A 12619-nucleotide genomic window follows, 5' to 3' on the forward strand; every position below is an offset into this window, starting at 1 on the left:
TCAGTAACTTATACGGCAGGCTAATAGATGTTGTTCACACGAATGTGAAAAAAGGGACGCAAAGATCCCTTTTATGAATCACAGAATGTCTTGCGACTAGTACAGCAAAGAATACAGCTGACGGCGATATTTCGCAGCAATTGGGTTGCCTTGACCGAGTGCCGATAAAATATCCATAAATGACTTTTTCAAATCGCCATCAAGGGCATTTAGGTTGCGGCTTAGCGGTGTCCACATAAGTTCAAGCGCGTCTTCATCACGGTTTACTTGGTGATATTGAAGCGCCAGTTCAGCCACGAGCTTAAGATCTTCTGGGTTTGCTTTCAGCGCGGCTTCCAGTGATTGAATCTCTGGGCTGTCTGCCGCTTGTTTGTGCAGCTCAAGTTTCGCAATCAAGCTTTTATAGAAGTTGTCTTTGTACTCCATTGGGATGGTATTAAGGACAGCTTCTGCTACATCAAACTGATTGGTTTCCAGTAGACACTGCGCAAGCGCGAGTTTGATTTCGCCTTTTTGCTTGTACTCGTCTGATAGGCTGTTAAGTAACTCAATTGCGGATTCGTATTCACCTTGCTGAGACAGCTCTAGTGCTTTGCGTGCATTTAGCTCATCTTCACTTGGTAGGTGCTTAGCCAGCATGGCTTTCACTGCTTCGATAGGCTGAGGACCGCCTAGCCGTCAACAGGTTGGCCATTAACAAACAGAGCAATGGTGGGCAGCGCTTGAACGCCAAACTGACCAGCGATAGCCTGCTGCTCTTCACAGTTGAGCAGTGCTAGGGAGAAGGCTCCGGCGTATTGCTCCGTCAGCGCTCGAAGTGATGGGATGATTTGCGCGCTTTCATCACTCATTGGTGCCCAAAAATGGATGAGCACAGGGGAAGTCTTTTGAGCTTTCCAATACTTGCAGAAGGTTTTGTTCGTTTAACTCCACAATGGTCGCAGGTTGCATTGAGTGTTCCTTGTAGGTGATGTCTATCTTTCTTAATTCAAGATTGGTATCAGTGACCGAAAATTCAAGGTTATGCGCTGAGAAAGGGGAAGATTAGATGCCAAAACGCCGCACTATAAAGCGCGGCGTTAATGGATTCCAGAACGGCAGCAAGCAAAGGTGTCTAGAACATTACGAAGTAAGCTAGTGTAACCCCCACAGCTAACCAGTTAAGCTGATTTAGCGTCATTTTCGTTGTAATCCACGTGAATGCTGTGAGTTAGATATTGCTCTGGCATTTTGTCTTAAGGTAACGATACCTGAAGATGTGATGCGCAGTGTGGTTTCACCACGGTGGTTAATATAACGTTTAATTGTGACACTAAAATTACAAGTGACCGTTTTTTATGCAGCCTTTCGCAGAATAGGATCTAACCACTTGCTAGGAAGGATCCGTTTTAGTATGGCGAACACTTTGGTTGGCGTAGTCACACGATAGCGCAGTTTTGGTGACTGAGATCAAGCGCATGCAGCAAGGGCGGTACGCAAGATTCTGGTGGTAGCACAAATTGGTTACCAGAGGCCTCGGCAGATAGGCGGGTAAGCTGCTGTTCGTATTGCGCTCGATGCGGGCTTGATTCAACGTTAATCCATTGTAAAAACGCACGCTTAGCATTGGCTCTAAATTGGGTTTCGATAGGACCAGGCTCAATCAGTGAAATGTGTATACCGGTTTGGTACAGCTCTAGACGTAATGTATCTGTCCAGCCTTCAAGGGCAAACTTAGAGGCGTTGTACGCACCACGATACTTCATTGCAGCAAATCCAAGCACTGAGCTGTTTTGTATGATGCGGCCTTCACCTTGCGCACGCATGATTGGGAGAATTTGCTTAGTGAGTTCATGCCAGCCAAAAACGTTGGCTTCAAACTGCGCTCTTAGCGCGTCGGTTGGCAGATCTTCTAATGCACCTGGTTGGCCGTAAGCGCCGTTGTTAAACAGGCCATAGAGTCGTCCTTCAGTCAGGGCAAGGGTTTTTTGAACGGCCAGTTTAATGCTTTTGGGATCGGCAAGATCAAGCTGTATGCAGGTCAATCCTTCTTGTTGAAGTCGTGTTACATCCGCTTCTTGGCGGCATGACGCGATGACTTGGTATCCTTGTTTTTGAAGTGCATGCGCGGCGACATAACCGATGCCGCTAGAACATCCTGTGATGAGTACTGACTTGGCCATTACTTAACTAACCCTATGATTTATTTTCAACTACCTTACCGAGACTTCATAGGGAGTAGCAAGTATTACCGTGCATTAGTGATGATGTTTTTTAAGGCGGTATCGATATGAGGGAAAGAGAACTTAAATCCCATCTCGGTGAGCTTCTTGGGCTTGGCTCGAACGCTGTCTAACAGCAAACATGAAGACTCACCCATTGCGAGTTTCAATGCCCACTTTGGCGTCATCAAGAAGTGTGGTCGTCCCAGTGTGCTTGCTAGTGTTTTACTGAACGTTGCGTTAGAGACGGCGTGAGGTGCACAGAGATTGTAAGGGCCGACGGATGATCGGTCTCAAGCAAGAAAACAATCCCACGCACCATATCCAGTAGATGGATCCACGGCATGTATTGTGCACCATCACCGATAGGGCCGCCAACACCCAGTTTGTATGGCAGTATCATTTTTGCCAAGCGCCGCCGCCATCACCGAGTACCACACCGGTTCTTAGTATGCACACGCGAGTATGATCCGATTGCGCACGCATAGCGATCTGCTCCCAACGATCACACACCGTATGAGCGAAGTTGTCGTGGTGTACTTTCAAGCTTTCATCAAAAGGGTGATCTTGTTGATCGCCATAGTAGCCCACCGCCGATCCGCTGATGAAGGTTGATGGCGGTTTAGTACTGGCATGGATCAACTCAACAATCTTTTCTGTTACTTTCCAGCGGCTGTCGCAGATACGCTGCTTTTGCGCCGCACTCCAACGTTTGTCGGCGATAGGCTCTCCAGCTAAGTTAATGACGGCGTCAAACTCGTTGAGGTCGCTATAAGTATTGAGGGATTCAATGTAGTCAATGTTGCCAAGGTCTGTGTGATTGAGGATACGTTTAGCTGCGGCAACGTCGCGGGTAAGCAGCGTCACAGTGTGTGTAGTGAGGTGCTTGAGTAGCTCACGTCCGATAAAGCCGGTCCCGCCGGTTAATAACAGCTTCATTCTCTCTCCTCTAAAAGTCGCTCTCTGCTACTAAGACACGCGTCGTCGCGGGCATTTGGGTTTAAATATAGCAATGAATCAGGGAATTAACTAACCCAACTGCAACGGATGTTTATATGTAGCACAGCCGCTTTGGTTCACAAAAACGGCACTCTTTTCGTGGCAGCATCGACAGTGTCATATATGTCACACTTTCTTACACTTTTCTTTGCCATCATTATATTAGTGAAGGCTGGATAAGGGAGGTGTCCATGCAAGGTTTGAAATCACTCCTTGGCGCTATGATAAATAGCTTTAAGGATCTTATGCCCATCGTCCTTGTCGTTTTGTTCTTTCAGCTCGTTGTTCTTCAAGAGCCTCTCCCTAATGTTCTCTCGATTCTATTCGGCTTACTGCTGGTTGTACTTGGTCTGACTTTCTTTGTCTTTGGTCTTGAAATGGGACTGTTTCCGATTGGCGAAACCATGGCGCAATCATTCGCCCGCAAAGGAAGCGTGTTTTGGCTCATGGTGTTTTCTTTCTGCTTAGGATTTGGCACGACGATAGCGGAGCCTGCATTAACCGCAGTGTCAGCGGAAGCCGCAGAGGTGGCTGCGGAGGGCGGGATTATCCCAATGACCGAAGACTCAATGCAAAGCTATGCCGATGGACTGCGACTTTCTGTGGCGATTTCTGTTGGGCTAGCATCGTACTTGGCGTGCTGAGGATACTTAAAGGTTGGCCTATTCATGTGTTGATTATTGGCGGTTATATTGGCGTCGTGGTGTTAACTTGGTTTGCTCCAGAATACATTATCGGCGTTGCCTATGACTCGGGAGGGGTTACGACCTCAACCATAACCGTCCCCTTAGTTACGGCGCTTGGGGTGGGGCTGGCAAGCACGATTAAAGGCCGTAATCCCATGTTGGATGGCTTTGGACTGATCGCCTTTGCGTCCTTGTTACCCATGATGTTTGTGATGGTTTATGGGATGGTGATGGTATGAGCTTTGTTTGGGAGTTTTTACACACCTTACTCATGACCATTCGCGATGTCACACCAATCATGGTCATTATCTTTGGTTTTCAATTTGCCATTCTCAAGAAGCCTATCGCCAATCCGGTAAAAGTCATGATTGGCTTTGGTTATGTCATAGTTGGTCTTAGCTTGTTTTTGGTCGGCCTAGAGCTTGCGCTGTTTCCACTGGGTGAAACCATGGCAATGCAGCTCACGGCACCAGACTTTCTCAATCAAGTGCGTATTACCTTAGGCGGTACTCTCGAGTGGATAGATTACTACTGGGTTTTCTTGTTCGCGTTTTGTATCGGGTTTAGTACGACCATTGCAGAGCCTTCACTGCTTGCTGTGGCGATCAAAGCGAACCAAGTGTCTGCAGGGGCAATATCGGTGAATGGTCTTAGAATTGCCGTTGCCCTTGGCGTGGCGGTTGGCATTGCTCTAGGCAGCTATCGTATTGTTGTCGGCGATCCTATTCATTATTACATCATTGCCGGTTACATATTGGTGGTGATCCAAACCTATTACGCGCCGAAATTTATTGTCCCACTTGCTTATGATTCTGGTGGGGTGACAACGTCAACGGTAACGGTACCGCTGGTGACGGCGCTTGGCCTTGGCTTAGCATCAACGGTCCCTGGCAGAAATCCAATGATAGATGGCTTTGGTCTCATTGCTTTTGCCAGCCTATTTCCGATTATCTCAGTAATGGCGTATGCCCAGCTTACTCAATATTTAACGGCGCGTTCTTCTGTCGATCATCGCTCTACAGACGAGCAGGACGCCAACCATCATCTTACTTCTAAGGAGAAGAACAATGCGCTTTAAACTGATCCTTGCGTTTGTAGAAGATAGCAAGACAGAGCAAGTGTTGGATGCGGCTCGTGACGCGGGCGCGACCGGTGCAACAGTGATTAACAATGCGAGAGGTGAAGGCCTCAATAAGAAGCAAACCTTTTTTGGTCTGACCTTAGAGGTGCAAAAAGATGTGGTGTTGTTTGTGGTCGAAGAGCATTTATCTCGCCACATATTAGAGACGATTAGCCAAGTGGGGGAGTTTGACCAGACGTCGGGACAAGGGATAGCCGTGCAAATAGATATAGAAGATGCAGTGGGTGTCGCTCATCAAGTAGAGACATTGACTAAAGTTGTGGAGGACGAACTATGAGTCAGCAGAAAAGGGTAAGCGTACGCGATGTGATGGCCAACACTTATGTGATGGTCGATGGACTAAAGACGGTACACGATGGGATTGTGCTGGCGAAAGAGCACCGAGTGAAAGCGCTGGTGGTTGAAAAGCGCAGTGATGACGATGAATTTGGTATTGTGCTCATGAACGACATCGCCAAAAAGGTGTTGGCGCGCAACCGCTCTCCGCAGCGTACGAATATCTATGAAATCATGACTAAACCTGCTTTGTGCGTTGATCCGAATATGAATGTGAAGTATTGCGCGCGATTGTTTGAGCGATTTGGGATCAGCCGAGCACCAGTGATTGAAGATGGGCGAGTGATTGGTATGGTTAGTTACAATAACATTGTTGTGAACGGGATGCTCGGGCTCGATTAGCTCTGCAGCGTGTTGGTAAGTTCGATACAATAGCCACAAAGAAAGTGTTGGAGAAAAATCAATGAAACTGTTCTTTGCGTCGGACTTACACGGCAGTCAAGAAGCCACCGAGAGAGTGCTAGAGCGTTACCGCCAGTCAGGGGCTGAACATCTGGTGATTTTGGGGGATGTTCTCAATCATGGTCCAAGAAACCCAGTCCCAGGCAGTTATAACCCTCCGAAGGTCGCAGAGCTTCTTAATGCGCACAAGCAAGAGATCATTGCAGTTCGTGGCAACTGTGACAGTGAAGTGGATCAGATGCTGCTCGAGTTTCCGATGATGAGCGATTACGCCTGGGTGATGTTGCCGACCGGGCAGCGTCTATTTCTAACCCATGGCCACTTGTACAACAGTGATAAGCGTCCGCCACTCAAGCATGGCGATGTCATTGCCCATGGTCATACTCATATTCCCGTTGCCGAGTGGCAAGGTGAGCAGATCATCTTTAATCCAGGGTCGATAACGTTCCCGCGCAATGAGTTTGCGGCGAGCTTTGGTCTGCTGGAAGAGAATAGACTTAGTGTTCAAACCTTTGATGGTGAAGTGCTGGCCTCTATAGAGTTGTAACCCGCTTCATTATCAAGATGAAACGCTAAACAGCAGGCATAAAAAAACGCAGCGATTAAGCTGCGTTTTTTCTACTTCGAGATAACTAATTACTTAGTTACACGTAGTACAGGTGTTTCGCCAACAGTCACGGCACCAGCAAGCTTGTTAAGCTCTTTGATTTCGTCCATGTTAGAGATAACTACAGGCGTTAGCGTTGATTTCGCTTTCTCTTCTAGAAGAGCTAGATCGAATTCAATGATAGTGTCGCCAGCTTTAACAGTTTGGCCTTCTTCAGCGATACGCTTGAAGCCTTCGCCTTTCAGTTCAACTGTGTCGATACCGAAGTGAACAAATAGCTCGATGCCGTCGTCAGATTCGATTGAGAACGCGTGGTTCGTTTCGAAGATCTTACCGATAGTACCGTTTACAGGAGCTACCATCTTGTCACCAGCTGGCTTGATTGCAATACCGTCACCAACGATTTTCTCAGCGAATACTACGTCTGGCACATCTTCGATGTTTACGATTTCACCAGATAGAGGTGCGATAATTTCGATTGCACCAGTGTCAGCGCTGTCGTCAGATACTAGCTTCTTCAGTTTGTCAAACAGACCCATGTCGTGCTCCTAAAGGTTTGATTTTAATCTAGTCAATTATATTAGCAGTTTGTCTTTTCTGCGATAAATTTTTCGACGTGCGCTTCAATTTCTGCTGCAGTCGCCATTTGTAGCGCTTCATCAGCCATTGCTTTCACTTCAGAGAAGTTAGCGTTGCGGATTACTTTCTTAACCTTAGGAATTGAAATACCGCTCATACTAAACTCATCTAGGCCCATACCTAATAGAAGTAGAGTCGCACGCTCGTCGCCAGCAAGCTCACCACACATACCAGTCCACTTACCTTCTTTGTGAGAAGCGTCGATCACTTGCTTGATTACTGTTAGTACAGCAGGTGATAGTGGGTTATATAGGTGAGAAATCAGCTCATTACCACGGTCTACAGCTAGAGTATACTGAGTTAGGTCGTTTGTACCAATACTAAAGAATGAAACTTCTTTCGCAAGGTGGTGAGCGATAGCTGCTGCAGCAGGAGTTTCAACCATGACACCGATTTCGATGTTTTCGTCGAATGCTAGACCTTCAGCGCGAAGTTCTGCTTTGTACTCTTCGATAGCGGCTTTCAGCTCACGGATCTCTTCAACAGAAATGATCATCGGGAACATGATGCGTAGCTTACCGTGTGCAGATGCACGTAGGATACCACGTAGCTGATCACGAAGGATTTCACGACGATCCAAGCTGATACGTACTGCACGCCAGCCAAGGAACGGGTTCATTTCTTCAGGTAGGTCTAGGTATGGTAGATCTTTATCACCACCGATATCCATAGTACGGATGATTACCGCGTGACCGTGCATTGCTTCCGCAACTTCTTTGTAAGCTTGGTACTGTTCTTCTTCAGTTGGAAGAGCAGTGCGGTCCATGAATAGGAATTCTGTACGATACAGACCAACACCTTCGCCGCCGTTGCGGTTGATGCCATCACAGTCTTTCACTGTACCGATGTTACCGCAAACTTCTACACGGTGGCCGTCTAGAGTTTCTGCAGGTAGGTCTTTAAGTTTTGCTAGTTCCTCTTTTTCAGCAAGGAACGCTTCACGTACCGCTTGAGCTTCTTCAATTTCAGCTTGAGTTGGGTTCACAATGATCTTGTTGTTCATTGCATCAAGAACCAGCATGTCGCCGTTGTTCACTTTCTTAGTGATGTCGTTAGTACCAACAATCGCAGGAAGTTCTAGTGAACGTGCCATGATAGAAGTGTGCGAAGTACGACCGCCGATGTCACAAGCAAAACCAAGTACGTAGTCTAGGTTGATTTGCGCTGTTTCAGATGGCGTTAGGTCGTAAGCCACTAGGATAACTTCTTCATCGATGTCACCTAGTGAAACGATGTTGATGCCTAGTGCGTTCTTAACGAAACGAGTACCGATATCACGGATATCAGTTGCACGTTCTTTTAGGTATTCGTCATCTAGAGATTCTAGTGCAGTTGCTTGCTCTTCGATTACTGTGTGAATCGCATTGTCTGCAGATAGTTTGTCTTTCTTGATGAGTGCTAGGATTTCTTCTTCTAGCTCTTCATCTTCAAGAAGCATGATATGGCCTTCGAAGATAGCCTCTTTCTCTTCACCAAAAGTTTCAAGCGCTTTTTGCTTAACAACTTCTAGCTGTTGAGCTGACTTGTTGCGAGCGTCAAAGAAACGCGCAACTTCTGCTTCAACTTGGTCATCTGAAATAGTAGACGTGTTTAGAACAATTTCGTCTTCTTGAAGTAGTAGTGCTTTACCGATAGCAATACCAGGAGATGCTAGGATGCCTGAAATCATAGCTTTACCTTTATATGGTCTAGTGTATCAAAGATTGGATGGTTTTTTAGCCACTTATAATATGTAGCTGATAGCCCGAGCCATTTCCAATAAAGCCATTCTGTTTTCACAAAATGGCTTTAAGGAGAACTGGGTTCTTAGTGAAGCTCAGGGATTAGAGCTACTAGGTGGTCAACTGCTTGTTGAGCTTGTGGGCCTTCAGCAGCGATAGTGATAGTAGTGCCTTTAACTAGACCAAGAGTTTGTAGTTTGAATAGCTTTTCGCGCTAGCGCTTTTGCCGTTAGTAGTCACAGTGATGTCAGCGTCAAATGCTTTTGCTTCTTTAACGAACTGAGCAGCCGGACGAGTGTGAAGGCCGTTTTCTGCTGTGATTTCTACTTGCTTCTCGTACATTTTTTATACCCCAATTGATTTATTTTATGTTTAGTTTCTAGACCAAACCAAGCTTATCGTTATGTATTACGCTTCGCCATTGGACGAAAGTCATAATCGCTAAGAATTGTATTGGACTAGAATTGTAGGACATGATTGCAGTCTTCGCTGTATGCATGTTCTACGAAATTCGGTATTCAGCCTATTTATTTTTAAGCTTAAAATAAAACTGTCCTGATATTACCAAAGGCTGACAGAGATTCAACAAAAAAGCCCCTTAAAGGGGCTTTTTTCGTGTAAAAATTGATTTGGCTACATATTACTGCTGAATCTCTTTGTCAGTAAATATACCCGCGAACAATGCTGAACTTAGGTAACGTTCACCTGAACTTGGTAGTACAGTTACGATGGTTTTTCCTTTAAATTCAGGTAGTTCTGCTAGTCTGTTAGCTGCTACAACCGCTGCGCCAGAAGAAATACCAGCAAGGATACCTTCTTCTTCCATTAGGCGACGTGCCATTTCGATTGCTTCTTCAGAGGTTACCTGCTCAACGCGGTCTAGGAGCTCAAGATCCAAGTTTTCTGGAATAAAGCCTGCGCCGATGCCTTGGATTTTGTGCGGTGCTGGTTGGATCTCTTCACCTGCTAGCGCTTGAGTGATCACTGGTGACTCTGCTGGTTCTACTGCAACAGAAACGATAGCTTTACCTTTCTCACCTTTAATGTAGCGGCTAGTACCTGTGATAGTACCACCAGTACCAACACCCGCTACGAATACGTCTACTTCGCCGTCTGTGGCATCCCAGATCTCTGGACCCGTTGTTTTCTCGTGGATTGCAGGGTTTGCAGGGTTGTTGAATTGTTGAAGTAGTAGGTACTTCTCTGGGTTAGAAGCAACAATTTCTTCTGCTTTAGCAATCGCACCTTTCATGCCTTTTGCCGCTTCCGTTAGCTCAAGGTTTGCGCCTAGTGCTTTAAGAAGTTTGCGACGCTCAAGACTCATAGACTCTGGCATCGTTAGCGTTAGCTTGTAGCCACGAGCTGCTGCAACGAAAGCAAGTGCGATACCTGTGTTACCACTGGTTGGCTCAACAAGTTCTACGCCCGCTTTTAGACGACCGTCTTTTTCTGCTTCCCAGATCATGTTAGCACCGATACGGCACTTAACGCTGAAGCTAGGGTTACGCGCTTCTACTTTGGCAAGAACGTTGCCGTTGCTTACTTTGTTTAGGCGAACTAGAGGGGTGTTACCAATCGTCAGGGAGTTATCTTCGTAAATCTTGCTCATTCTATGTTCCTTCATTCAACCGTGGTGGTTATTGATTACCTGATAAGAATATGACTTTGTTTGGCAACGTAAAAGAACCAAATAGTTATATATTATGGAAGAAAGTTTATCGGCAGGCGTTTGAAGCGCTGTAGGAATGGTGGAAAGTCCCTTAGTGGCTAAGCGCCAGCGCGGCAAGCCACTAAGGTCTGGGGCTAAGATTTACGACGCAAAGCGCCAAAACCAAGACACAGTGCTACCCAAATATAAAGTGGCCAGCTGCCAACTTCGCGGTACCAGGTTGTACCATCCGTTGGCGTAACGTCTGTGCGCAGAACCGCGGTTTCAAACTGAGGAACCTCGGCAATGATGTCACCTTTATGATCGGTGACCGCTGTTACGCCATTGTTGGTTGAGCGGATCAATGGCAAACCGAGCTCCAATGCTCGCATACGGGCAATTTCCATATGTTGCAAAGGACCGATTGAGCGACCAAACCAAGCATCATTGGATAGAGTGAGCAGATAGTCAGTGTCGTTAGTCACGTTTTGTCTAACTTGCCCCCAAAGATGATCTCGTAACATAGAGCGGGCGCGAGATGCATACCATTGGCCACAATGTTTGGTTGTACATAAGCGCCGCGACTGAATGACGACATCGGCAAGTTAAAGAACGGTGCGATGGGTCTTAGAATGTCGCCAAAAGGTACAAACTCGCCAAACGGTAGTAAGTGATGTTTGTGGTAACGCTCATCCAGATCCATTTCGTAATCACCATAAGGCGTTTGGCCGACGACTAAGATGCTGTTGTAGTATTCTCCAGAATCCGTTCTGTTGATAACGCCTGTAATCACCGCAGAGTTGTTCATCTTAGCGGCGGAATCTAAGTTGCTCAAAAATGAAGGCAACTCGAATTCCATTGCAGGGATCGCGGCTTCTGGCCAGATGATAATATCCGCATCCCAGTTTTCTCGACTGAGATCGGTGTACTTCATAATGGTTGGCCAGCGATGATTAGGAAGCCACTTTTGCGCTTGGTCGACATTACCTTGAATCAGCGCGACGGACTTTGGTTTTTTTGAGGAGCGGGCGTCACCCAATCATAGTTTCGAAGGCCAAAGCCCGTGGCTAACACCACCATAGGTATGAGTAGCAACTGCCATTGTTTGGTAACGGTAAGGTAAGTAAAACTGCCCGCCATGATGATAAGAAGCAGTGTAATGAGCTCGACGCCGCCGATAGGTGCAAAATTGCCAAGGGGAGAATCGATTTGGCTGTAACCCAGCCATAGCCATGGGAACCCGGTCATCACCCAGCCGCGAGCCCAATCAAATATGAGCCACAATGCGGGAGCCGCGACAAAATAGCGGGTTTTACTCTCCGATGGGAAAAAGCGATTAAGCGACCATGCAAAGAGCGCAGAATAGATAGATAGATAGCCGACAAGCAACGCCATCAGAAATAGGCTGGCTATTTTGGGCATACCACCAAAGGTATCAATGCTGACGTGAACCCAACTGATCCCGGTAGCAAATTGACCAAGCCCCCACGCGTAACCTGTCCAAAGTGCGCTTTTGCTGCTTCGGCCACGGATAAGTAGCATAAGAAGGAATGGGCTGACAATGGCAAGAGGCCAAAGCTGATACGGTGCAAAGGCAAGAGTTGTGCTTGCGCCAACAAAAGCGGCCCAATGGGCCGCAGTAGTCGAAGACTTTTCTTCATTTATGATTTTCTCACTTACTCGGTGAGCTCAAGGTTGAGGTCGGTGTTTACTCTTCAACGCTTGAAGCGGTTTCTTGGTCCGGAATAGTCACTTGGACTTGAACCACACGACGGTTATCCGCCGCTGTCACCTTAAAGTTGTAATTTTCTATTTCAACCACTTCACCGCGAGTCGGTAAGTGACCAAATGCAGTCATGACTAAGCCACCAACGGTATCCACTTCTTCATCACTAAAGGTAGAGCCGAACGTATCGTTAAACTCTTCAATTGTGGTGAGCGCTTTCACAGCAAATGTGTGCTTACTCAGTTTTCTGATATCTAGCTCATCATCGTCATCGAACTCATCTTCGATTTCACCAACGATTTCTTCAAGAATATCTTCGATGGTCACCAGACCCGATACTCCGCCGAATTCGTCAACAACAATGGCCATGTGATAACGCTCTTCACGGAACTCTTTCAGCAGGCGGTCTACACGCTTACTTTCCGGAACCACTACAGCAGGGCGGATCACTTCTTCAATATCAAATGGGCGCTGTCAGAGCCCAAGTAACGGAGGAGGTCCTTAGCTAAGAGT

General features: G+C 46.8%; 7 protein-coding genes and 7 pseudogenes. 5 read left to right on the forward strand and 9 right to left on the reverse strand.

From position 1 onward, the window contains the following. Positions 1–96: 96 nt before the first annotated feature. From TZ48_RS19355 to TZ48_RS19365, 3 pseudogenes are all read right to left on the reverse strand, one after another. Positions 97–951, reverse strand: a pseudogene (locus TZ48_RS19355) (co-chaperone YbbN). Between the two features lie 384 nt (positions 952–1335). Beyond that, positions 1336–2162: pseudogene (locus tag TZ48_RS19360) on the reverse strand (SDR family oxidoreductase). Between the two features lie 65 nt (positions 2163–2227). Continuing rightward, positions 2228–3140: pseudogene (locus tag TZ48_RS19365) on the reverse strand (TIGR01777 family oxidoreductase). A 251-nt stretch (positions 3141–3391) separates the two neighbouring features. Here TZ48_RS19365 and TZ48_RS19370 point away from each other — a divergent pair. The 5 genes and pseudogenes from TZ48_RS19370 (at position 3392) to yfcE (ending at position 6312) form a co-directional block, all read left to right on the forward strand. Continuing rightward, a pseudogene (locus TZ48_RS19370) lies at positions 3392–4125 on the forward strand (DUF1538 family protein). Next, positions 4122–4964, forward strand: coding sequence for a DUF1538 domain-containing protein (locus TZ48_RS19375; RefSeq protein WP_112480326.1), 843 nt, complete (start codon positions 4122–4124; stop codon positions 4962–4964). Before TZ48_RS19370 ends, TZ48_RS19375 begins: the two are co-directional and overlap by 4 nt. Then, a complete protein-coding gene (locus TZ48_RS19380; protein WP_042503323.1) occupies positions 4954–5304 on the forward strand; it encodes a P-II family nitrogen regulator in 351 nt (116 codons plus the stop codon). The genes TZ48_RS19375 and TZ48_RS19380 overlap by 11 nt, the downstream gene beginning before the upstream one ends. Further along, on the forward strand, positions 5301–5705 hold the full coding sequence (locus TZ48_RS19385; protein WP_112480327.1) for a CBS domain-containing protein: 405 nt from the start codon (positions 5301–5303) through the stop codon (positions 5703–5705). The genes TZ48_RS19380 and TZ48_RS19385 overlap by 4 nt, the downstream gene beginning before the upstream one ends. A gap of 61 nt (positions 5706–5766) precedes the next feature. Further along, the gene (gene yfcE / locus TZ48_RS19390; protein WP_112480328.1) at positions 5767–6312 is read left to right on the forward strand and encodes a phosphodiesterase; all 546 of its coding nucleotides are present in this window, start codon (positions 5767–5769) and stop codon (positions 6310–6312) included. Between the two features lie 89 nt (positions 6313–6401). Here yfcE and crr read toward each other — a convergent pair whose 3' ends face one another. The 6 genes and pseudogenes from crr to TZ48_RS19420 all read right to left on the reverse strand — a co-directional run. After that, on the reverse strand, positions 6402–6911 hold the full coding sequence (crr, locus tag TZ48_RS19395; protein WP_042476521.1) for a PTS glucose transporter subunit IIA: 510 nt from the start codon (positions 6909–6911) through the stop codon (positions 6402–6404). A gap of 41 nt (positions 6912–6952) precedes the next feature. Further along, positions 6953–8680: a phosphoenolpyruvate-protein phosphotransferase PtsI gene (ptsI, locus tag TZ48_RS19400; protein ID WP_112480329.1), complete on the reverse strand. Its 1728-nt coding sequence runs from the start codon at positions 8678–8680 to the stop codon at positions 6953–6955. Positions 8681–8817: 137 nt separating this feature from the next. Then, a pseudogene (locus tag TZ48_RS19405) lies at positions 8818–9074 on the reverse strand (HPr family phosphocarrier protein). Positions 9075–9372: 298 nt separating this feature from the next. Continuing rightward, the gene (gene cysK / locus TZ48_RS19410; RefSeq protein WP_042503316.1) at positions 9373–10341 is read right to left on the reverse strand and encodes a cysteine synthase A; all 969 of its coding nucleotides are present in this window, start codon (positions 10339–10341) and stop codon (positions 9373–9375) included. Positions 10342–10535: 194 nt separating this feature from the next. Beyond that, positions 10536–12041 (reverse strand): annotated as a pseudogene (gene lnt, locus TZ48_RS19415) (apolipoprotein N-acyltransferase). 47 nt (positions 12042–12088) lie between these two features. Beyond that, a pseudogene (locus TZ48_RS19420) lies at positions 12089–12619 on the reverse strand (transporter associated domain-containing protein); the annotation flags it as partial.

The organism is Vibrio variabilis (genome assembly GCF_003263785.1).
GTDB classification, from domain to species: Bacteria; Pseudomonadota; Gammaproteobacteria; order Enterobacterales; family Vibrionaceae; genus Vibrio; species Vibrio variabilis.